This is a genomic window from Streptomyces sp. NPDC001868, from assembly GCF_040297125.1.
GTDB lineage: Bacteria > Actinomycetota > Actinomycetes > Streptomycetales > Streptomycetaceae > Streptomyces.
On record NZ_JBEOYO010000019.1, the window covers coordinates 40,166 to 62,189 of the forward strand.

General features: G+C 69.1%; 20 protein-coding genes, 1 tRNA gene and 1 pseudogene. 17 read left to right on the forward strand and 5 right to left on the reverse strand.

Annotation, left to right across the window (positions count from 1 at the left end; all coding sequences use genetic code 11):
• The first annotated feature begins 280 nt into the window (after positions 1 to 280).
• From ABT147_RS22695 to ABT147_RS22720, 6 genes are all read left to right on the forward strand, one after another.
• Entirely contained in the window at positions 281 to 1,333 is a 1,053-nt protein-coding gene (locus ABT147_RS22695; RefSeq protein WP_351408927.1) for an ABC transporter substrate-binding protein, read from the forward strand.
• Between the two features lie 203 nt (positions 1,334 to 1,536).
• Entirely contained in the window at positions 1,537 to 2,394 is an 858-nt protein-coding gene (locus tag ABT147_RS22700; protein WP_351408930.1) for a siderophore-interacting protein, read from the forward strand.
• Between the two features lie 212 nt (positions 2,395 to 2,606).
• Positions 2,607 to 4,076, forward strand: coding sequence for a lysine decarboxylase DesA (desA, locus tag ABT147_RS22705; protein WP_351408932.1), 1,470 nt, complete (start codon positions 2,607 to 2,609; stop codon positions 4,074 to 4,076).
• On the forward strand, positions 4,057 to 5,355 hold the full coding sequence (locus ABT147_RS22710) for a lysine N(6)-hydroxylase/L-ornithine N(5)-oxygenase family protein (protein WP_502983134.1): 1,299 nt from the start codon (positions 4,057 to 4,059) through the stop codon (positions 5,353 to 5,355). Before desA ends, ABT147_RS22710 begins: the two co-directional genes overlap by 20 nt.
• Positions 5,352 to 5,912: a GNAT family N-acetyltransferase gene (locus ABT147_RS22715; RefSeq protein ID WP_351408936.1), complete on the forward strand. Its 561-nt coding sequence runs from the start codon at positions 5,352 to 5,354 to the stop codon at positions 5,910 to 5,912. The genes ABT147_RS22710 and ABT147_RS22715 overlap by 4 nt, the downstream gene beginning before the upstream one ends.
• Entirely contained in the window at positions 5,909 to 7,681 is a 1,773-nt protein-coding gene (locus tag ABT147_RS22720; protein WP_351408938.1) for an IucA/IucC family protein, read from the forward strand. The genes ABT147_RS22715 and ABT147_RS22720 overlap by 4 nt, the downstream gene beginning before the upstream one ends.
• A 283-nt stretch (positions 7,682 to 7,964) precedes the next feature.
• Here ABT147_RS22720 and ABT147_RS22725 read toward each other — a convergent pair whose 3' ends face one another.
• On the reverse strand, positions 7,965 to 9,575 hold the full coding sequence (locus ABT147_RS22725) for a beta-N-acetylhexosaminidase (protein ID WP_351408940.1): 1,611 nt from the start codon (positions 9,573 to 9,575) through the stop codon (positions 7,965 to 7,967).
• 103 nt (positions 9,576 to 9,678) lie between these two features.
• On the opposite strand from ABT147_RS22725, the gene ABT147_RS22730 reads away from it, so the two are divergent.
• Entirely contained in the window at positions 9,679 to 10,560 is an 882-nt protein-coding gene (locus ABT147_RS22730) for a DUF4429 domain-containing protein (RefSeq protein ID WP_351408942.1), read from the forward strand.
• A gap of 87 nt (positions 10,561 to 10,647) precedes the next feature.
• Here ABT147_RS22730 and ABT147_RS22735 read toward each other — a convergent pair whose 3' ends face one another.
• On the reverse strand, positions 10,648 to 12,234 hold the full coding sequence (locus tag ABT147_RS22735) for a purple acid phosphatase family protein (RefSeq protein WP_351409143.1): 1,587 nt from the start codon (positions 12,232 to 12,234) through the stop codon (positions 10,648 to 10,650).
• A gap of 186 nt (positions 12,235 to 12,420) precedes the next feature.
• On the opposite strand from ABT147_RS22735, the gene ABT147_RS22740 reads away from it, so the two are divergent.
• Both ABT147_RS22740 and glmS read left to right on the forward strand, forming a co-directional pair.
• Entirely contained in the window at positions 12,421 to 12,678 is a 258-nt protein-coding gene (locus tag ABT147_RS22740; protein ID WP_152169078.1) for a hypothetical protein, read from the forward strand.
• A gap of 13 nt (positions 12,679 to 12,691) precedes the next feature.
• Positions 12,692 to 14,509 (forward strand): glutamine--fructose-6-phosphate transaminase (isomerizing), encoded by a 1,818-nt coding sequence (gene glmS / locus ABT147_RS22745; RefSeq protein WP_351408945.1) that lies wholly within the window; start codon positions 12,692 to 12,694, stop codon positions 14,507 to 14,509.
• 301 nt (positions 14,510 to 14,810) lie between these two features.
• Here the strand turns inward: glmS and ABT147_RS22750 are convergent, their stop codons facing one another.
• Positions 14,811 to 15,341, reverse strand: a complete 531-nt coding sequence (locus tag ABT147_RS22750) for a universal stress protein (protein ID WP_037703396.1) — start codon at positions 15,339 to 15,341, stop codon at positions 14,811 to 14,813.
• Between the two features lie 434 nt (positions 15,342 to 15,775).
• On the opposite strand from ABT147_RS22750, the gene ABT147_RS22755 reads away from it, so the two are divergent.
• The 4 genes from ABT147_RS22755 to ABT147_RS22770 all read left to right on the forward strand — a co-directional run bounded on the left by ABT147_RS22755 (position 15,776) and on the right by ABT147_RS22770 (position 18,691).
• Entirely contained in the window at positions 15,776 to 16,180 is a 405-nt protein-coding gene (locus ABT147_RS22755) for a hypothetical protein (protein WP_351408947.1), read from the forward strand.
• 378 nt (positions 16,181 to 16,558) lie between these two features.
• Positions 16,559 to 17,785 carry a helix-turn-helix domain-containing protein gene (locus ABT147_RS22760; RefSeq protein WP_351408949.1) on the forward strand — a complete coding sequence of 409 codons (1,227 nt, stop codon included), beginning with the start codon at positions 16,559 to 16,561 and terminating at the stop codon, positions 17,783 to 17,785.
• Positions 17,786 to 17,888: 103 nt separating this feature from the next.
• Entirely contained in the window at positions 17,889 to 18,491 is a 603-nt protein-coding gene (gene orn / locus ABT147_RS22765) for an oligoribonuclease (protein ID WP_351408951.1), read from the forward strand.
• Between the two features lie 127 nt (positions 18,492 to 18,618).
• Positions 18,619 to 18,691: transfer RNA gene (locus tag ABT147_RS22770), tRNA-His, on the forward strand.
• 76 nt (positions 18,692 to 18,767) lie between these two features.
• Here ABT147_RS22770 and ABT147_RS22775 read toward each other — a convergent pair.
• Positions 18,768 to 19,028, reverse strand: coding sequence for a hypothetical protein (locus ABT147_RS22775; protein WP_351408953.1), 261 nt, complete (start codon positions 19,026 to 19,028; stop codon positions 18,768 to 18,770).
• A 185-nt stretch (positions 19,029 to 19,213) separates the two neighbouring features.
• Positions 19,214 to 19,468, reverse strand: coding sequence for a hypothetical protein (locus ABT147_RS22780; protein ID WP_351408955.1), 255 nt, complete (start codon positions 19,466 to 19,468; stop codon positions 19,214 to 19,216).
• Between the two features lie 159 nt (positions 19,469 to 19,627).
• Here ABT147_RS22780 and ABT147_RS22785 point away from each other — a divergent pair, with 159 nt between their 5' ends.
• The 4 genes and pseudogenes from ABT147_RS22785 to ABT147_RS22800 all read left to right on the forward strand — a co-directional run.
• Entirely contained in the window at positions 19,628 to 20,287 is a 660-nt protein-coding gene (locus ABT147_RS22785; RefSeq protein WP_351408957.1) for a DUF4352 domain-containing protein, read from the forward strand.
• Positions 20,288 to 20,513: 226 nt separating this feature from the next.
• Positions 20,514 to 21,359, forward strand: coding sequence for an aminoglycoside phosphotransferase/kinase family protein (locus ABT147_RS22790; protein ID WP_351408959.1), 846 nt, complete (start codon positions 20,514 to 20,516; stop codon positions 21,357 to 21,359).
• Positions 21,360 to 21,384: 25 nt separating this feature from the next.
• Positions 21,385 to 21,645: a GntR family transcriptional regulator gene (locus ABT147_RS22795; RefSeq protein WP_351408961.1), complete on the forward strand. Its 261-nt coding sequence runs from the start codon at positions 21,385 to 21,387 to the stop codon at positions 21,643 to 21,645.
• 153 nt (positions 21,646 to 21,798) lie between these two features.
• A pseudogene (locus ABT147_RS22800) lies at positions 21,799 to 21,918 on the forward strand (metallophosphoesterase family protein); the annotation flags it as partial.
• Between the last annotated feature and the right edge of the window lie 106 nt (positions 21,919 to 22,024).

The window sequence follows — 22,024 nt, forward strand, 5'->3', positions numbered from 1 at the left end:
CCACAGGCGAGCCGGGTGCCTTTTTGCCCGCTTGACGGGCGCCACCTGGCCACTTCACGCGTCCTGCACATCAGCGACGCGAGCACAGGTTTACGCTTCAACCGATCCCCGCACACCCCACCAACCTTTGATTCACAGGTAATTCAAAGGTTAGGGCGGAGGTGGACCCGGGCAGTCCACTTCCTGGAACCACCCGCTGGACAAGTGGTGAGGTTAGGCTAACCTACCTTCGAACTCACCCTCGGGCGGTACTCCGCCCCGTTCGAAAGTAGCCATACACATGTCCAACGCCAGAGCCGCTCACCTCACCCGCCGTGGCATCCTCGCCGCCGGTGGCGCACTCGGTCTCGGTGCCGTGCTCGCTGCCTGTGGAGACGAGGACTCGACGAGCGGCGGCACTGGCTCCGACAAGGAGACGGCTGCCGCCAAGTCCGGCCCCTGGTCGTTCAAGGACGACCGGGGCGTGACCGCGAAGACCGACAAGGTCCCGGCGAACATCGTCGCCTTCGTGGGTGTCGCCGCCGCGCTGTACGACTACGGCATCGACGTCAAGGGCGTGTTCGGCCCGACCAGGACCACCGACGGCAAGGCCGATGTCCAGGCCGGTGACCTCGACATCAGCAAGGTCACCATCCTCGGCAACGTCTGGGACGAGTTCAGCGTCGAGAAGTACGCCGCCCTCGCCCCCGACGTCCTCATCACCACCCTGTTCGACGACGCCGGCACTCTCTGGTACGTGCCCGAGGCCTCCAAGGACAAGATCGCCAAGCTCGCCCCGAGCGTCGGCATCTCCGCGTACGACCGCCAGATGACCGAGCCGCTGCAGCGCATGCTGGAGCTGGCCAAGTCCCTCGGCGCGGACACCGGGTCGGAGAAGATCACCACGGCCAAGAAGCGGTTCGAGGACGCGGCCGCCCGGCTGCGCGCGGCCACCAAGGCAAAGCCCGACATCAAGGTGCTCGCCGGTTCCGCCAGCCAGGACATCTTCTATGTCTCCGGCTCGAACCTCTCCATCGACCTGGAGTACTACAAGGCCCTCGGCGTGAACTTCGTCGAGCCGAGCGCGGCGGCGCTGAAGGCCAGCGGGGGTTGGTTCGAGAATCTCAGCTGGGAGAACGTCGACAAGTACGGCGCGGACGTCATCATCATGGACAACCGCACGTCGGCGATCCAGCCGGACGCGATCGAAGAGGCGACGTGGAAGAAGCTGCCGGCGGTGAAGGCGGGGCAGGTCATCGGGCGTAACCCCGAGCCGATTCTCTCCTACGACAAGTGCGCGCCGCTGCTTGAGGAGTTGGCCGAGGCGATCGAGAAGGCGAAGAAGGTCAGTTAGGGCTTCGGCCGTAGGTCGACTGCGGGTCCGGTGGGGCTTCTCGCGCAGTTCCCCGCGCCCCTGAAAAAGCAGGGGCTGCGCCCCTTGCTTTTTCAGCGGCCCGCAGGGGCCGTTGCCTTGAGGGGCGCGGGGAACTGCGCGACCAGCCCCCACCGGACCCGCACCCGCCAACGCACCCCAGCCCCCGACCCATGAGGCACCCCATGACGACGGCCGTAGCCGCCCCTTTCCGTTTCTTCTCTCTTCAGGTCTCGCGAACGGAGCGGCTGGGCCCGTCTCTCGTGCGTGTCTCGTTCGCGGGGGACGACCTGCGGTACTTCCACTCCGACGGCCGGGACCAGTCACTGTCCCTCTTCCTGCCGCAGCCGGGACAGGACGCCCCGGCCGTCCCGTACGAACTGGGCGACGGCTGGTGGCAGGCCTGGCGGGAACTGCCGGACGACGTGCGGGCGGTGATGCGCTCGTACACCCTGCGGGGGCTCCGGTGCGCCCCGGGCGGCGACACCGCCGAGATCGACATCGACTTCGTGCTGCACGGGGTCGAGCCGGGGGCCGCCGTGCCCGCCGGGCCCGCGTCCCGGTGGGCGTCGGCGGCGCGGGCCGGGGACCGGGTCGTCCTGCTCGGGCCCGCGATCGCCGACAACCGCGCGATCCGTTTCCGTCCGCCGGCCGACACCGATCTGGTGCTGATCTGGGGTGACGAGACGGCGCTGCCCGCCGCCTCGGCGATCCTGGAGTCGCTGCCGGTCGGCACCCGGGCCCGGGTCTGGCTGGAGGTCCACCACGCGGGGGACATCCAGGACCTGGCCACGGACGCCGACGCCGAGATCACCTGGCTGGTGCGGACGGAGGGGGCGCCCACCGCCCTCGACACCGTCCGCGCCGCCCAACTGCCGCCCAGCGAACTGCCGTACGCCTGGATCGCCGGTGAGTCCGGCCGGGTGAAGGAGCTGCGCCGCCATCTCGTGCGGGAGCGCGGGATCGACAAGCGGCGGGTGACCTTCGTCGGGTACTGGCGTGAGGGTCTGACGGAGGAGCAGTTGCGGGAGCGCGGCGAGTAGGCCGAGTCACCAGCGACACAAGCGAGCCCAGAGACACCAGCGACCCAAGCGACACCGGACCGCCAGCGACAGCCAAGTGACCACAGTCACGGCTGAGTCCGGGCTCCACCCAAGTTAGTTAAGTTAGGCTTACCTAAGTTGGACGACGTGATGTCACCCCCCCCACTCACCTCTCCGTCCCACCCGGACCGCCCCGCTCGGAGGACCTCCCCATGCGCTCGCACCTGCTCAATGACACGACCGCGGAGCGGTACCGCCGCACCGTGACCGAAGGCGTGGAGCGGGTGGCGGCCAAACTCGCCACCACCGACCGACCGTTCACCGGTGTCACCGTCGACGCCCTCTCCCCCCACATCGAGAAGATCGACCTCGACAAGCCGCTGCACGACACGGCCGCCGTCCTCGACGAGCTGGAGGACGTCTATCTGCGCGACGCGGTCTACTTCCACCACCCGCGCTATCTCGCCCACCTCAACTGCCCGGTCGTCATCCCGGCCGTGCTCGGCGAGGCCGTCCTCTCCGCCGTCAACTCCTCCCTGGACACCTGGGACCAGTCGGCCGGCGGCACCCTGATCGAGCGCAAGCTCATCGACTGGACGAACGAGCGCATCGGCTTCGGACCGTCCGCCGACGGTGTGTTCACCTCCGGCGGCTCGCAGTCCAACCTTCAGGCACTGCTCCTCGCCCGCGAGGAGGCCAAGCCGGCGCCGGGCGGTTGGGAAGGCTCGGCCGACTCCGCCAAACTGCGGATCTTCGCCTCCGAGGTCAGCCACTTCAGTGTGAAGAAGTCGGCGAAACTACTGGGCCTCGGCCCGGACGCCGTCGTCTCCATTCCGGTGGACGCCGACAAGCGGATGCAGACGATGGCCCTCGCCCGTGAGCTGGAGCGCTGCAGGAACGACGGCCTCGTCCCCATGGCCGTCGTCGCCACCTCCGGCACCACCGACTTCGGCTCCATAGACCCGCTGCCCGAGATAGCCGAGCTGTGCGCCCAGTACGACACCTGGATGCACGTCGACGCCGCGTACGGCTGCGGCCTGCTCGTCTCCCGTACACGCCGCGACCTCCTGAACGGCATCGAGCGCGCCGACTCCGTCACCGTGGACTACCACAAGTCCTTCTTCCAGCCGGTGAGTTCGTCCGCCGTGCTCGTCCGGGACGCGTCCACGCTCCGCCACGCGACCTACCACGCGGAGTACCTCAACCCGCGCCGCATGGTCACCGAGCGCATCCCCAACCAGGTCGACAAGTCCCTGCAGACCACCCGCCGCTTCGACGCGCTCAAGCTGTGGATGACGCTGCGCACGATGGGCGCCGACGGCGTCGGCCAGCTCTTCGACGAGGTCTGCGACCTGGCGGAGGAGGGCTGGAAACTGCTCGCCGCCGACCCGCGCTACGACGTCGTCGTACGGCCCCAGCTGTCCACGCTGGTCTACCGCTACATCCCCGAGGCCGTCACCGACCCGGCCGAGATCGACCGCGCCAACCTGTACGCCCGCAAGGCCCTGTTCGCCTCCGGTGACGCCGTGGTCGCGGGCACCAAGGTCGGTGGTCGCCACTATCTGAAGTTCACCCTGCTCAACCCCGAGACCACGGCCGAGGACATCGCCGTCGTCCTCGATCTGATCGCCGGCCACGCCGAGCAGTACCTGGGAGAATCCCTTGACCGCGTCGCTTCCTGAGCCCGCCGAATCCGCGGAATCCGCCGTGAAAACCCACGACTTCATCGGCATCGGGCTGGGACCCTTCAACCTCGGCCTCGCCTGCCTAACCGAGCCCATCGCCGAACTCGACGGGATCTTCCTGGACTCGAAGCCGGCCTTCGAGTGGCACTCGGGCATGTTCCTCGACGGCGCCCACCTCCAGACCCCGTTCATGTCGGACCTGGTCACCCTCGCCGACCCGACCTCCCCGTATTCCTTCCTCAACTACCTGAAGGACTCGGGCCGTCTGTACTCGTTCTACATCCGCGAGAACTTCTACCCGCTGCGGGTCGAGTACGACGACTACTGCCGCTGGGCCGCCAACCGCCTGAGCAACGTCCGCTTCGGCACGACGGTGACGGAGGTGACGTACGAGGACGAGCTGTACGTCGTGAGGACGGCCGACGGTGATGTGTTCCGCGCCCGGCACCTCGTGCTCGGCACCGGCACGCCGCCGTACGTTCCGGAGGCGGTCGAGGGACTGGGCGGCGACTGGATCCACAACTCCCGCTACATGCGGCACAAGCAGGAGCTGCAGCGGAAGAAGTCGATCACCCTGGTCGGCTCCGGGCAGTCGGCCGCCGAGATCTACCTCGATCTGCTGAGCGAGATCGACGTCCACGGCTACCAGCTGAACTGGGTGACGCGCTCCCCGCGCTTCTTCCCGCTCGAATACACCAAGCTCACGCTGGAGATGACCTCCCCGGAGTACATCGACTACTTCCGCGAGCTGCCGGAGCCGACCCGCTACCGCCTGACCCAGGAGCAGAAGGGCCTGTTCAAGGGCATCGACGGAGACCTCATCAACGAGATCTTCGACCTGCTCTACCAGAAGAGCCTGGGCGGCCCGCTGCCCACCCGGCTGCTCACCAACTCCGCGCTGAACAGCGTGACTTACGAGAACGGCACGTACTCGCTCGGCCTGCGGCAGGAGGAGCAGGAGAAGGACTACACGATCGACTCGCAGGGCCTGATCCTCGCCACCGGCTACAAGTACGCCGAGCCGGAGTTCCTGAAGCCCGTCCGGGACCGCCTGGTCTACGACGCGCGGGGCAACTTCGACGTGGCCCGCAACTACGCCATCGACACCACCGGCCGGGGCGTCTTCCTGCAGAACGCGGGCGTCCACACCCACAGCATCACCTCGCCCGACCTGGGCATGGGCCCGTACCGGAACTCGTACATCATCCGCGAGCTGCTCGGCACGGAGTACTACCCGGTGGAGAAGACCATCGCGTTCCAGGAGTTCGCCGTATGAGCGGCGGGACCGGTGTGGGCGCCACGGACTTCACCTTCCGTCCCCTCGACCCGCTGAGCGACGCCGAGCTGCTGCACCGCTGGGTGACGCACCCCAAAGCGGCGTACTGGATGATGCAGGACGCCAGGCTGGAGGACGTCGAGCGGGCCTACATGGAGGTCGCGGCCGACCCGCACCAAGAGGCCCTGCTCGGCCTGCTGGACGGCGAGCCCGTCTTCCTGATGGAGCGGTACGACCCCGTCCACCGTGAACTCGTCGGCCTGTACGAGCCCGAGCCGGGTGACGTCGGCATGCACTTCCTGGTGCCGCCGACGGACACCCCGGTGCACGGCTTCACCCGGGCCGTGATCACCGCCGTGATGGCCCATCTCTTCGAGGACCCGGCCACCGTCCGGGTCGTCGTCGAGCCGGACGTGTCCAACAAGGCCGTCCACGCCCTCAACGAAGTCGTCGGTTTCGTCCCCCACGGCGAGATCGACAAGCCGGAGAAGCGCGCACTGCTGAGCTTCTGCACACGAGAGCAGTTCTTCGAGGCTGCCCGAGGAGTAGCCGTATGACCCTGTCCGATGCCGTGGCGCATCTGTCCCCCCACCGCTGGGCCCGGGCCAACCGCCTGCTCGTCCGCAAGGCCCTCGCCGAGTTCGCCCATGAACGGCTCATCACGCCGGAGGCCACGGCCGACGGCGGCTTCGAGGTCCGCAGCGACGACGGTCTGACCCGCTACGGGTTCACCGCCGTCCGGCGCGCCCTCGACCACTGGCAGGTCGACGCCGACTCGATCACCCGTCAGCGAGACGGCGTCGACCTCCCTCTGGCCGCCCTGGACTTCTTCATCGAGCTGAAGGGGTCCCTCGGCCTGAGCGACGAGATCCTCCCGGTCTACCTGGAGGAGATCTCCTCCACCCTCGCCGGCACCTGCTACAAGCTCACCAAGCCGCAGACCCCGGTCGCCGAACTCGTCGACGGCGGCTTCCAGGCCATCGAGACCGGGATGACCGAGGGCCACCCCTGCTTCGTCGCCAACAACGGCCGCCTCGGCTTCGGCGTCCACGAGTACCTGTCGTACGCCCCCGAGACGGCGAGCCCGGTCCGGCTGGTCTGGCTGGCCGCGCACCGTTCACGGGCGGCGTTCACGGCGGGTGTGGGCATCGAGTACGAGGCGTTCCTGCGGGACGAGTTGGGCACGGAGACGGTCGACCGCTTCCACTCCGTGCTCACCGACCTGGAGCTGGACCCCGCCGACTACCTCTTCATCCCGGTCCACCCCTGGCAGTGGTGGAACAAGCTCACCGTCACCTTCGCCGCCGAGATCGCCCGGCGGAACCTGGTGTGCCTCGGGGAGGGCGACGACGAGTACGTGGCCCAGCAGTCCATCCGGACCTTCTTCAACAGCTCGGCCCCCGAGAAGCACTACGTCAAAACGGCCCTCTCCGTCCTCAACATGGGCTTCATGCGCGGCCTCTCGGCGGCGTACATGGAGGCGACCCCGGCCATCAACGACTGGCTGGCCGGCCTCATCGACAGCGACCCGGTCCTGAAGTCCACCGGTCTGTCGATCATCCGCGAGCGCGCCGCCGTCGGCTACCGGCACCTGGAGTACGAGGCGGCCACCGACAAGTTCTCCGCGTACCGCAAGATGCTGGCCGCGCTGTGGCGCGAGAGCCCGGTGCCCTCGCTCCAGGAGGGCGAGTCGCTGGCGACGATGGCCTCCCTGGTCCACGTCGACCACGAGGGCAACGGCTTCGCGGCGGCGCTCATCGAACGCTCGGGCCTGCCCCCGAAGGAGTGGCTGCGCCGCTACCTGCGGGCGTACTTCACCCCCCTCCTCCACAGCTTCTACGCCTACGACCTGGTCTTCATGCCGCACGGCGAGAACGTCATCCTCGTCCTCAAGGACGGTGTCGTCGAGCGGGCGATCTACAAGGACATCGCCGAGGAGATCGCGGTCATGGACCCGCAGGCGGTCCTCCCGCCGACGGTCGAACGCCTCCGCGTGGACGTCCCCGAGGACAAGAAACTCCTCTCCCTCTTCACGGACGTCTTCGACTGCTTCTTCCGCTTCCTCGCCGCGAACCTCGCGGAGGAAGGGGTGCTGGACGAGAAGGAGTTCTGGCGCACGGTCGCCGAGACCGTCCGCGACTACCAGCACGGGATGCCCGAACTCGCCGACAAGTTCGCCCAGTACGACATGTTCGCCCCCGAGTTCGCCCTCTCCTGCCTCAACCGCCTCCAACTGCGCAACAACAAGCAGATGGTCGACCTCGCAGACCCCGCGGGTGCGCTCCAGCTCATCGGCACCCTGAAAAACCCCATCGCGGGCCTCTAGGCCCCCCGAACAGACGGGCACCTCGGAGTACGGTCCTCCGAGGTGCCCGTCTCTTTTCCGCCGATGGTCCAGCTGCGGCCCGGTGGGGCTTCTCGCGCAGTTCCCCGCGCCCCTAAGATTCAGGCCCCTGCGGGCCTGAAAAGCGACGGCCGGCGGGCCTGGAAGGCGACGGTTCGGCGGGCCGAAAAGCGCGGGGCGCAGCCCCGGCTTTTCAGGGGCGCGGGGAACTGCGCGACCAGCCCCCACGCACCCGCACCCGCCGACGCACCGAACCCCCCACCCCCTACCGCGCAGGCCACGGCACCTCAGCCGACCGGAAGTACCCGATCCCGAGCGCCTCCCACCGCGCCCCCTGCGCGGCAAGCCGCCCCCGATACCCGTCCCACCCATGCGTGGACGCCGGCGACCACCCCAACTCCGCAACCCCCGGCAACCGCGGAAACACCATGTACTCCACATCCGCCGACGAGGTGATCGTCTCCGTCCACAACGGCGCCTCGACCCCCCGCACAGCCGCCGCCGGCACCCCCGCCAGATACGCCCCCGGATCCCAGTCGTACGCCCGCCGCACCCCCACATACCCGGCCCAGTCGAGCCCCAGCGGCGTGTCCTTGTCGTACTTCATGTCGAGGTAGATCCGGTCGGCCGGAGACAGAATCACCCCGGTCCCGTTCCGCGCGGCGGCGGCGACCCGCTCCTTCTCCTCGGCGCCGGTACTGTCCAGCCCCCAGTACTGCGCGAGAGCGCCCCGCGCGGGCGTCGCCCCGGTCAGCTGGTGCCAGCCGATCACGGTCTTCCCGTATCGCTCGACGACCGGCTGCACTCGGTCCATGAACTTCACATAGTCCGCATGGCTGGTGGAGTGCGCCTCGTCGCCCCCGATGTGCAGATACCGCCCGGGCGTGAGCGCGGCCACCTCCCGTACGACGTCGTCCACGAAGTCGTACGTCACGTCCTTGTCGACGCAGAGGGAGCTGAAGCCCACCTCGGTGCCGGTGTAGAGCGGTGGCGCGACGCCGTCGCAGTTCAGCTCGGCGTAGGAGGCGAGCGCCGCGTTGGTGTGGCCGGGCATGTCGATCTCGGGGACGACCTCCAGGTGACGCGAGGAGGCGTACCGGACGATCTCCTTGTAGTCGGCCTTGGTGTAGAAGCCGCCGGGCCCGCCGCCGACCTGGGTGGAGCCGCCGTACGGGGCGAGGCGCGGCCAGGAGTCGATGGCGATGCGCCAGCCCTGGTCGTCGGAGAGGTGCAGGTGCAGCTTGTTGAACTTGTAGAGGGCGAGCTGGTCCACGTACCGCTTGACCTGGTCCACGGTGAAGAAGTGCCGGGACACGTCCAGCATCGCGCCGCGCCAGCCGTAGCGCGGGGTGTCCTTGATCGTGCCGCCCGCGACCAGCCAGGGGCCCGGCTGCACGGTGTCCTTCTCCACGGCGGCGGGCAGGAGTTGGCGCAGGGTCTGGACGGCGTGGAAGAGCCCGGCGGGCGCGCGTGCGGTCAGGGTGACGCCGGAGCGTCCGCTCTCCAGCCGGTAGCCCTCCTGGCCGAGACCCGTCTCCCCGGGGGCCAACCGCAGGCGGATTCCGGCCTCCTGGCGCTCGGTCACCGGCAGCCGGTACCCGGTCGAGGGCCGCAGGATCCCGGCGAGATACTCCCCCACCCGGCGTGCCTCGGGCCCGCCGGACACGACGATGCGGGTACCGCTCGTCAGCCGGTACGGCGATCCGTCGGCGCGGACCGAGGCGGGGGCCGGGATCACCCGCCCGAGCGGGATCACGGTGGCGTCGGCGTTCTCGGACTCGGGTGCGGACACGGGTGCGGCTCCCACGGCGAACATCCCGGCCACCACGAGCAGCAGTGAACCGAGCAGGCGGGTCGATCTGTGGGGCGGTCTCACGAGGTGCTCCCTTCCACCAACCGAACTGACGACACCACCATCCCCCCAAGAGGGCCGTCAGGTCTAGACCATCTCCCCTCCGGCCGGTGGAACAATCCTCTTCATGGCGGAAATCCTCCAGCGCGACGGCACGTGGACCTTCGACGGCGACACCCTGCGGCTGACCCCTGGCCGCGACAAGAACGTGAGCCTGCTCCGCAAGACCCTGGGCGAACTCTCCGTCCCGCTGGGCGCGTTGGCGGGCATCTCCTTCGAACAGGGCAAGAAGTCGGGACGGCTGCGGCTACGGCTGCGCGACGGCGCCGACCCGCTCCTCCAGGCGACCGGCGGCCGGCTCACCGACTCCCACGACCCGTACCAGCTGAGCGTCGACTCCGACCGGTACGGCGTCGCCGAGTACGTCGTGGACGAGATCCGCAACGCCCTGCTCCTGGACGAGGTGCCGGCCGACGCGGTGGACTCCTACCTCCTCGCCGGCCCCGCCGTCCCGCTCTCCGTCTCCGCCGGGGACGGCACCGCGAGCTTCGACGGCGACGTCGTACGCCTGGAGTGGAACTGGAAGACGGAGGACGCGAAGGCGGCGGCGGGCGCGCGGACGCTGGCGCTGGCGGACATAGCGGGCGTCGAGTGGCAGCCCTCGGTCGGCCTGGAGAACGGCCACCTCCGCTTCACCGTGCGGAACGCGCCGACGAAGGCTCCACCCAAGTACGACCCCAACTCCGTCGAGTTGTGGGGCTTCAAGAAGGACCCGCTGATGGCCCTGGTCGCGGCGGCCGTACAGGCGCGGCTCCCGCATCCGTCGGCCCCGGCCCCGGCGCCGAAGCAGCCGGCCCCGTCCCTGGCGGCTCCGGACGGGCCCGCCCCGGGGGAGGACCACGACGCCCTGCTGCGCCGTCTGCGCGAGCTGGGCGACCTCCACCGGTCCGGGGTGCTCACGGACGAGGAGTTCACGATGGCCAAGCAGGCGGTCCTCAAGCGTCTGTGACGGGTATGAGGACCGCCCGCGTTGACCCCCGACGGCCACCGACGGCCACCGACGGCTCCCCGACGGTTCAACGCCGGCCGGTGACGGTCACTTGGCCCGGCGCGCCACCGTGAAGTGGTCGACCCGCGCACCCGTCTCGGCGATGCCGCGCACGGTCAGCGTGGCGTAGTGCCCCTTCGGCGCGGGCTTCACGTCCACGCGCAGGAAGGAGTAGTCGAGGTATCGCACCCGCGACCAGGTGACGGTCTCGTTCTGCTTGCCGTCCTTGGTGTTGATGTAGGAGGAGACGGACTCGACGTCGTTCTCGTGGCCCTCGTACGACAGCGGGGCGGTGAAGGAGTACAGGCTGCGGCCGGCCGCGCCCGCCGTGACGTACACCACGCCCTCGGTCTCCGGGTACGCCGTGCCGCCGATCGGCAGCTTCTTCCTGACCGCGCCGCCCTTGATGACGTCGGTGCGCTCGTACTGGTGGTTGTGGCCGTTGATGACGAGGTCCACCGAGTACTTCTCGAACAGCGGGACCCACTCCTGTCGCACGCCGCCTTCCGAGGCGTGCGCGGTGGAGGTGCAGTACGCGCAGTGGTGGAAGAAGATCACGACGAAGTCGACGTCACGGGAGGCGCGGAACTTCTTGAGCTGCGCCTCCAGCCACTTGGTCTGGGTGCCGCCGGAGATGCCGAGGTTGGCCGGGATCTCGAAGGAGATGTCGTTGGCGTCGAGCGAGATGACGGCCGTGTTGCCGTAGACGAAGGAGTAGACGCCCGGCAGGTTCTTCCGGTCGGGGCCGTTGTCGGGGAGGTTCCAGCGGGCCTCCTCGCCGCCGTAGCCGTTGGGCGAGTACCAGGCCTCCATGTCGTGGTTGCCGTAGGCGGGCATCCACGGCACGGACTTGGCGACGGACTCGGTCTGGGCGAGGAACTGGTCCCACACCCGGGAGTCGAAGCCCGTGTCGGCGGTCTTGCCGGCGCCGGCCGGGTCGGCGTAGGCGATGTCACCGGCGTGCAGATGGAAGGCGGGGTTCTGGCCCAGCAGCAGGCTGTTGTTGGCGAGGCCGTGGTAGCCGACGCCCTCGTCGCCGAAGGCCGTGAAGGTGAAGGGCGCCTTGTGGGCGGGGGCGGTGGTGAAGGTGCCGAGGGTGCCCAGCAGATGCGGCTCGGCCGGGTCGAAGCCGGCGTGGCCGACGCCGTAGTAGTAGGTGCGGCCGGGCTTGAGGTGGGTCAGCTCGGCGTGGACGTAGTACTGCGTGTGGTCGCCGCTGGCACCGACGCCGGCCGGGGTGTAGAGGGTGCGGACCTCGGCGTCGATCCTGCGGGAGAGGTCCTGGGGGTGGGCGCCGATCCGGACGAAGGGCTTCTTGACGGCGACCGGGACCTGCCACGAGACGGTGATCTCGGTACGCGGGTCGTTGCCGAAGGCGAGGTGACGGCCGAAGGGGGCGACGAAGGAGCCGTCGACGCGCTCGGTGCCCGTACCGGCCTGCGTCGGAACGGAGGTGCGAAGGGCCGCCGGGGTGGCGGCCCGGGCCGCGGTGGCCGGGACGAACGCGCCACCCGTGACGGCGCCGAGCGTGACGGCGCCGCCTCTGATCATCGAGCGCCGGGAGAACTTGGAGCGCAGGTACTCGTGCTGCTCGGCCATGCTCATGCGCTCGGCCAGCCGCTCGGGTACGCCCATGCGAGGTATGTCCATAGCGTCCGAAAGTCGTCGCCTCAGGCGACGGGATACGGGCCTCCGCATGGACAGCTCACGAACAGCCCCTCATAACACATTCAACGTTCACCCAAGGGGCAGTAACAGCACCCTGCCCGATATCGGGCAGATTTCTTGCGAAACCCTCTCCCGTCCCCCAGGATCTACCGAGTGCACGACGAACTTGTTGATCATTTGACGCGATCCTCGCCCCTCAGCCGGGGCGAGGCGCTGCGTGTGATCCAGGACGTGCTCGCCTACTTCGACGAGACGACCGAGACGTACGTCCGTCGCCGCCACCGCGAACTCCAGGCCCAGGGCCTGGTGAACGCGGCGATCTTCGAACAGATCGAGGCGGACCTGAAATACCGCGCGGTCGCACCACCGGAGCTCACGCTCAGGCAGCTGCGCCGCATCGTCTACGGCTAGGGGATACGTATATATGTGCGGGATTGTCGGTTACATCGGCAAGCGCGATGTGGCGCCGCTGCTCCTGGAGGGTCTGCAGCGCCTGGAGTACCGGGGTTACGACTCCGCGGGCATAGTGGTCACCTCGCCCAAGACGGCCGGCCTGAAGATGGTGAAGGCCAAGGGCCGGGTGCGTGACCTGGAGGCCAAGGTCCCCGCGCGCTTCAAGGGCACCACCGGTATCGCCCACACCCGCTGGGCCACCCACGGCGCCCCGTCCGACGTGAACGCCCACCCGCACATGTCGGCCGACAACAAGGTCGCCGTCGTCCACAACGGCATCATCGACAACGCCTCCGAGCTGCGGAAGAAGCTCGAAGCGGACGGCGTCGAGTTCCTCTCCGAGACCGACACGGAGGTCCTCACCCACCTCATCGCCCGCTCCCAGGCGACCACCCTGGAGGAGAAGGTCCGCCAGGCGGTGCGGATCGTCGAGGGCACGTACGGCATCGCCGTCATGCACGCCGACTTCAACGACCGTATCGTCGTCGCCCGCAACGGCTCCCCCGTCGTCCTCGGCATCGGCGAGAAGGAGATGTTCGTCGCCTCGGACATAGCCGCTCTGGTCGCCCACACCCGCCAGATCGTCACCCTCGACGACGGCGAGATGGCCACCCTCAAGGCCGACGACTTCCGCACCTACACCACGGAGGGCACCCGCACCACGGCGGAGCCCACCACCGTGGAGTGGGAGGCGGCCTCGTACGACATGGGCGGCCACGACACGTACATGCACAAGGAGATCCACGAGCAGGCCGACGCCGTGGACCGTGTGCTGCGCGGCCGGATCGACGACCGCTTCTCCACCGTGCGCCTCGGCGGCCTCAACCTGGACGCCCGTGAGGCGCGCCAGATCCGCCGGGTGAAGATCCTCGGCTGCGGCACCTCGTACCACGCGGGCATGATCGGCGCCCAGATGATCGAGGAGCTGGCCCGTATCCCCGCGGACGCCGAGCCCGCCTCGGAGTTCCGCTACCGCAACGCGGTCGTCGACCCCGACACCCTCTACATCGCGGTCTCCCAGTCCGGCGAGACGTACGACGTACTGGCGGCCGTCCAGGAGCTGAAGCGCAAGGGCGCGCGGGTGCTGGGTGTCGTGAACGTCGTCGGCTCGGCGATCGCCCGTGAGGCGGACGGCGGCATCTACGTCCACGCGGGCCCCGAGGTCTGTGTCGTCTCCACGAAGTGCTTCACCAACACCACCGTGGCGTTCGCGCTGTTGGCGCTCCACCTGGGCCGCACCCGCGACCTCTCCGTCCGCGACGGCAAGCGGATCATCGAGGGCCTGCGCCGGCTCCCCGCCCAGATCTCCGAGATGCTGGAACAGGAGGAGGAGATCAAGAAGCTGGCCCAGGAGTACGCCGAGGCCCGCTCGATGCTCTTCATCGGCCGCGTCCGGGGCTACCCGGTGGCCCGTGAGGCATCCCTGAAGCTCAAGGAGGTCTCGTACATCCACGCCGAGGCCTACCCCGCCTCCGAGCTGAAGCACGGCCCCCTGGCCCTCATCGAGCCCGCCCTCCCGACGGTCGCCATCGTCCCCGACGACGACCTGCTGGAGAAGAACCGCGCCGCCCTGGAGGAGATCAAGGCCCGCAGCGGCAGGATCCTCGCCGTCGCCCACCGCGAGCAGGAAAAGGCCGACCAGACGATCGTCGTCCCCAAGAACGAGGACGAACTCGACCCGATCCTCATGGGCATCCCCCTCCAACTCCTCGCCTACCACACGGCATTGGCCCTGGGCCGCGACATCGACAAGCCGCGGAACCTGGCGAAGTCGGTGACGGTGGAGTAGGAGCGCCTTTCCGGGAAAGGGTGCGGACGGGCTTTTGCCTTTAAGGGGCGCGGGGAACTGCGCGAGCAACCCCCACGCACCCGCGGAGGCCACACAACGAAGACGGACCCCTTGGTGATGCCACCCATCACCAAGGGGTCCGTTCGACAACACCGGGTTCGCCCAACACCCGAGCGCCGCTGCCAACTACCGTGGCCGTCACACCACTCTGTCCGGCATCACGCGGGTTATGCCCTTCACAAGAGCACAAACACCCCTACGCGCCAGTAGACTTATACGTTTCCGGAAGTGACCCGGAACGTCACGGAATGACGATGACCGGCCGCTGCGCCCGCTTGGCGAGCCGCCCCGCGACCGACCCGAAGAGCCGCCCGACGAGCCCGTGCGTCGACCCGACGACGATCGCGTCCGCCTCGTACTCCCGCCCCACCTCTTCGAGTTCATGGCAGATGTCGCCACCACGCTCGACGAGGATCCAGGGCACTTCGGCGAGATAGTCGGCGCAGGCGAGCTCCAGCCCGAGGACCTCGGTGCGGTGATCGGGGACGTCGACGAAGACGGGTGGCTCGCAGCCGGCCCAGACGGTCGTGGGCAGCCGGTTGGCCACATGCACGATGATCAGGCCCGAACCGGAGCGGCGGGCCATGCCGATGGCGTACGCGAGGGCGCGCTCACTGGACGTCGAACCGTCGAAGCCGACGACGACGCCGTGCTTGAACGCGGGATCGCAGGAGGGGCGTGTCTCTTCCGCCGCAAGGGGCTCGGCCGCCGTGTGATCGGCGACGGGCCGCCGCTTGCGGTCCGCGGAGTCGAAGAATTCTTGACCGGCCATGGGTGTCTCGGCGTTTGGATCCTCGTGTGGGACGACGTGGATGGGACGTCAGTGTGCGGCGGAGCCGTGTCCGGGAATCATCTTCCCAACCCCATACCCCCAAGGGTACGACCGCACGCCTCCTCCGCCCAGATCCCGCACCGGCTGCGCGGGGTTCCAGGGAGCATGCACGAGCACCGCCCCGTAACGCAATGGTTGCTGCCACGTACAGCCGGTTTCCACGGGAGGACGGACCGGCGGAACCGAAAGGGCGCAGCCCTTCAGGGGCGCGCACGCATGGCCGTCGTAGCTGTGGGCAGCCGTGCCGCTGGGGACGATGGGGTGCCCGTCCCCACGGCAATCCGATCAAGCAGTAGCAGTACCAGTGACCGACAGGTCGAACACGCGTTGAACCCCGGTAAGCCGAACCCGAGGGAGCCAGGAGGGAGCCCGCAGTGTCCGCACACCGCAGCGCGCCCCGATCCGCCCCCGAAACCGACGAGATCCCCCCGGCCTCCCCCGGCACGCCCCAGCCACCCGCACCCACGGCCGCACCCACACCCCACCCCACCGACACCGCCACGGACGTGGTCCGCTGGGCGGCGTTCAGCTGCGTCCTCGTCCCGGTCGTCCTCGTCTGGTACGGCACCTCCCTCGCCGGCGCGACAGGCGCGGCCCTGGGCCTCGCCGCTGTCACCGGCGTCTGCCGCGTCCTCCTCCGCCAGTCCGAACGCGGAGCGGCCCGCGCGGCCCGTTCGATGGCCGAAGATCGCACCCCCCACCGCGGCCGACGCGGACGCCCCGCTTCCGGGGCGCACAGGGGCGGACGGAACTCCGGCCCGAGTACGCCGGTCGACTGACCGGTTTCCGCGCACACCCCCGTATCTTTTCAGCCAACTTCGGCCACCTGCACATCCCTTGGCCGAACACCCCTCCACCCCCCGTTCGACCTGCGCTGAAAGGGGTCCAGGGGCCGCGCGCACCCTACGTGGACCGGCCACTGGGACGAGGCGTACTTCCCTGCACGGCCCACGAGTGCAACGCTTCGTGATCGAATGCTTCACGCCAAGTTGCCATGTCGACAATGTGCCGGATGGCGAACTGGTCACGCCGGCACCACGGGACACAGTAGATTCGATCATGACTGTCTTACGGCGGGGGACTCGTGCAGGACCAAGGGGAAACGTGCAGGAGCGACACAACCGAGGAGCCGCGACCACCGAGGGGGGCTTAGCAGTATGAGCCACGACTCCACCGCCGCGCCGGAAGCCGCGGCCCGGAAGCTGTCCGGGCGACGCCGCAAGGAGATCGTCGCGGTGCTGCTGTTCAGCGGCGGCCCCATCTTCGAGAGTTCCATACCACTGTCGGTGTTCGGGATCGACCGCCAGGACGCCGGCGTACCGCGCTACCGCCTGCTGGTGTGCGCGGGCGAGGACGGCCCACTGCGGACCACAGGGGGCCTGGAACTCACCGCACCGAACGGCCTTGAGGCGATCTCGCGGGCGGGCACGGTGGTCGTGCCCGCATGGCGTTCGATCACCTCACCGCCGCCGGAGGAAGCGCTCGACGCACTGCGCCGAGCGCACGAAGAGGGGGCCCGCATCGTAGGGCTGTGCACCGGCGCCTTCGTGCTGGCCGCCGCCGGTCTGCTGGACGGCAGGCCCGCGACGACACACTGGATGTACGCGCCGACGCTGGCCAAACGCTATCCGTCCGTACACGTCGACCCACGAGAACTCTTCGTGGACGACGGCGACGTACTGACATCGGCCGGCACCGCGGCCGGAATCGATCTATGTCTGCACATCGTGCGGACCGACCACGGGAACGAGGCGGCAGGGGCCCTGGCCCGTCGACTCGTCGTCCCACCACGTCGATCGGGCGGCCAGGAGCGCTACCTCGATCGATCTTTACCAGAGGAGATCGGCGCCGACCCGCTCGCCGAGGTCGTCGCCTGGGCGCTGGAGCACCTCCACGAGCAGTTCGACGTGGAGACGCTCGCGGCACGGGCGTACATGAGCCGTCGTACGTTCGACCGCCGGTTCCGCTCGCTCACCGGGAGCGCTCCCCTGCAGTGGCTGATCACTCAGCGCGTGCTGCAGGCGCAGCGGCTCCTGGAGACGTCGGACTACTCGGTGGACGAGGTCGCGGGGCGCTGCGGCTTCCGTTCGCCGGTGGCGTTGCGCGGGCACTTCCGGCGGCAGCTGGGCTCGTCCCCGGCGGCGTACCGGGCGGCGTACCGGGCCCGGCGTCCGCAGGGCGAGAAGCACAGCGACCACCACGACGGCCCGCACGGCGTCCCGGGGCCGTCCCCGGTGTCGCCGGAGCACGCCCCGGTGCCGCTCCAGGCCCGGCGCACGGCCGCGGCGAGCGCCCTGGCGCCGTCGGCGTCCCTCTCCACGGAGGGCGCCAAGCCGGAGCTGTACGCGACGGGCCGGCTGCCGGGGCAGCGCAGCGCGCCGTAGCCCGCACGGCTGTGTGACGGCCCGGTCCCGCACCTGATCACCCTGTGATCACCCTGGTGCAGGACCGGGCCGTACGGCTGTCACGGGCCGTAAGGTGAGACACATGAACGATCGCATGGTGTGGATCGACTGCGAGATGACCGGCCTCTCGCTGTCAGACGACGCGCTCATCGAGGTGGCCGCCCTCGTCACCGACTCCGAGCTGAACGTGCTCGGCGAAGGTGTCGACATCGTCGTCCGCCCGCCGGACTCGGCACTGGAGACCATGCCGGAGGTGGTGCGCGCGATGCACACCGCGTCCGGCCTGCTCGACGCCCTGCCCGGCGGCACGACGCTGGCGGACGCGGAGGCGCAGGTCCTGGCGTACGTACGGGAACACGTGAAGGAACCGGGCAAGGCCCCCCTGTGCGGCAACTCGGTGGGCACGGACCGCGGCTTCCTGTCGCGTGACATGCCGGCCCTGGAGAACTACCTCCACTACCGCATCGTGGACGTCTCCTCGATCAAGGAACTGGCCCGCCGCTGGTACCCGAGGGCGTACTTCAACAGCCCCGAGAAGAACGGCAACCACCGGGCCCTCGCCGACATCCGCGAGTCCATCGCCGAGCTGCGCTACTACCGCGAGGCGATCTTCGTCCCGCACCCCGGCCCCGACTCGGACACGGCCCGCACGATCGCCGCGAAGCACGTCCTGCCCGCGGGGTGACCCCGCACCGGGGCCTCCCAGGGCCCCGGCCGGCCCCCCACCGAAACGCGTGCGCGGGCACCCCTGAAGACCCTGTACACTTTTTCTCGGCCGGTCGGTGAAACCTTCGGACGAACCGCCGGTCATGGTGGGTGTAGCTCAGCTGGTAGAGCACCTGGTTGTGGTCCAGGATGCCGCGGGTTCGAGTCCCGTCACTCACCCTGAGAGTCCGGCCCCGGTCCGCGAAAGCGGACCGGGGCCGGATTTGTTTCTTCACTTGATCCGCCACTTGTTCCGTCAAGTCTGCCGGCGGTGGCCTCGCCAGGCCGCGAACAGGCCTGTGCCGACAGACGTGACAGCGGCGAAGGCTTCGTGGCCGGCCAGCAGGAACACCGCCGTGACCACTGTGAGCAAGCCCACCAGGGCGATGAAATCGAGTGCGCGCTCCGCGAGCGCGGCACGAGCCGTCGCACGCGCTCCCTGCCCGGTCGAACGCTTCGTGGCATGTGATTTATCGGTCATGCCGCCAGTGAAGCCGGGCCGAGTGGGAATGCTCATGCCGTCGAACGGTCCCGCAGCGTCCCGGACATGACCGGACGTCCCCGAACGTCCTCGGACGGCCGGCGGCTCTCCTGCTCCGGCCACGGTGAACGCCGTGAGCGCGGCGGTCGCCGAGTGCCTGCGGCATCTGCCCCAGCGGGACCAGGACTGACGGCAGGCCCACCGGCCCACGCATCGCGGGATCAGGCAGCGGGCGCCACGCCCCGCCAGGCCTCCAGCGAGCGTCGGCCCTCGGTGGCGACCGCCGTCTTCACGAACCACCGCTCGTCGTGGTCCGGCAGCCGCACGCCGTAGGCCCTGCACCCCGAGTCCTGCTTCTCGTACACCCGGAACACATGACCGATCCGGGACAGATACGCCTCCGGCGGGCCCTCGATCAGATCCACGCCCACCAGCGGGTGGGCGCTCGCGCCGTCCTTGCCACGGAAGTTCTCCATGGTGGCCAGACTGCCCCCATGGCCGGCATCGGGGCTCTCGGATTCCTGTGCGGGCGACCACCACTCTCCCGGGTCACATAACCATCCGATCGCCCTCATCTGCCCCTGAAATCCACTAAGTTCACGCCTCACGCGCAAATCACCGCCAAGGGGGGCGTCATGAGTCATCAGTACCCACAACAGTCCGGACCGGGAGTGCCGCAGCATCCGGGCTGGGGAGGACCACAGCAGCAGCCGGGCTGGGGTGGGCCGCCTCCGCAGCCGCCGAAGAAGACGCCGGTCGGGATGATCGTCGGGCTCGGCTGTCTGGGCGTGGTCGTGCTCTTCGTGCTGATCGGCGTCTTCGGTGCCGTCGCCGGCGGAGGTTCCACCGCCGGGGACGACGGCAAGGGTGGCTCGGCCGGCAGTGACGGCGGCGTCAAGGGCGACCGGGCCGAGAAGGGCGACGTGGCGGCTCAGGAGGAGGAGCCGGCCGAGGAGGCGGCGCCCGAGTCACCCGTGAAGGTCTCTGCGGAGAAGGCGGCCTTCTCCGCGAGTGTCCTCGCCGACGGCAGCGACTACACCAGCGTCAAGGTGACGATCACCAACGACGGCGACGAGACGATCAGCGTCAACCCGCTCTACTTCACCATCACTGACACCGACGGCACGAAGCACGCGTCCGAGTTGGCCGTCGACCAGAACCAGATCGACACCGTGGACCTGGCCCCGGGCGAGAACGTCTCCGGCTCCATCACCGGCAAGGGCACCTTCACCCCGAAGTACGTGACCTACACCGACGGCCTCATCGGCGACCCACTCCGCGGCAACGTCTCCTGACCCGCCATGGCCGTCAGCAGGAGCCGTAGCGCCGGACGCGGGCCGCGTCCTCGGAGATGTCAGGCCGACAGCGCGGGCACCGATGCGTGAGGAGCATGGCAGCGGCGAGCCTCTCAGCCATGGCATGCGCCCGTTGAACTCCCGTACTTCCACGTAGCGTTGGGCGCCACAGGTCCGGTGTAGTGACGCCCATGGCCATGTGCACGCAACAACGAGGGAGGACGGGATGGAGCCGGTGGAACTCCGCCTCGCGGTCGAGGCAGGGCGGGCGACCGCTTCGGAGCTGGGCCTTCAGGTCGACGACGCGACCGTCATCCAGAACTCGGACCGCGTCGCGCTGCACCTGGCCCCTTGCGATGTTCTGGCTCGGGTCGCGCCTTCGGGGCATCTGGCTGATTCCGCGTTCGAGGTGGAGGTCGCTCGCCGTCTCGCCGACGTCGACGCTCCGGTGGCCGGGCTCGACCCTCGGGTCGAGGCCCGCGTCCATGTGCGTGACGCCTTCGCCGTCTCGCTCTGGACCTACTACGAACCGGTGCGATCAGAGATCTCACCGGCCGACTACGCGGACGTGCTCCTGCGCCACCATGCCGCCCTGCGTCGGATCGATCTGGACGCACCGCATTTCACCGAACGAGTCGCTGTGGCACTGAGACAGGTGAACGACCGGGAGCACTCCCCCGAACTGCCCGATTCCGACCGGGAACTGCTCGCCGAGACACTCCGCGGACTCAGCGCCGCGATCAGCGCCGACAGAACAGGCGACCAACTGCTGCACGGCGAGCCGCATCCGGGCAACCTCCTGAACACGAGGAGAGGGCCGCTCTTCGTAGACCTCGCCACGTGTTGCCGCGGGCCGATCGAGTTCGACCTCGGCCATGCACCCGAAGAAGTGGGACAGCACTATCCGGGGGCGGACCACGACCTGATTCACCAGTGCCGCGCTTTGAACTGGGCGATGTTCTCAGCCTGGCGCTGGCGCCGCGACGACAACATGCCCGCCCGGCGCCACTGGAGACTGGAGGGACTCAACCAGGTCCGTGCCGCACTCGATCACTGCGGACCCCATTCGTAGACCGTGGTACGCAGAGGTGCGCCTCATGGCCGCCGAACTGGACCCGGAAGCGGCCGACCCGCTGTACCTGCAGCTCGCGGCAGTCCTCATCTCCCGTATCGGCAACGGCACATACGCACTGGGCCGCGCCGTGCCGGGCGTCGACCGGCTGATGCAGGAGTTCGGAATCGCGCGGGGGACGGCCCGCAAGACGTTGGTGCTGCTGGCCGAGATGGGTTACGTACGGACAGTCGTCGGCAAGGGGTCCTTCGTGATCGAACGCGAAAACGACGAACCCACCGGCTGACGCTCCCCCACTCGCCCGATCGCACGCACCCCCAGGCAGTTCACGAGTCCATCGGTGATGGCGGCGCCCGGAGGCCGAGCCGCGGCTGTGGGCGGTGTACGCGGCGGGCGAAAGATCGCGCGGCTCGGCTGCCTTCGCCTCACTGTGGTGACCATGCCGAACCGCGTTGCCGTGCTGTCCGACATCCATGGAGTCCTGCCGGCCCTGGAGGCGGTGCTCGCCGAGCCGGACGTCGGTGCCGCCGATCGCATCGTCCTCACGAGTGGGCCGACTACTTCCTGCACGCTCGCGCGACCGACGCCGACGCCCTGGCGGCCTTCGCCCCACGGGACGGCCGCGACCACCGCCCGTGACGCCCGCCGCCGTACACGACCGTGGG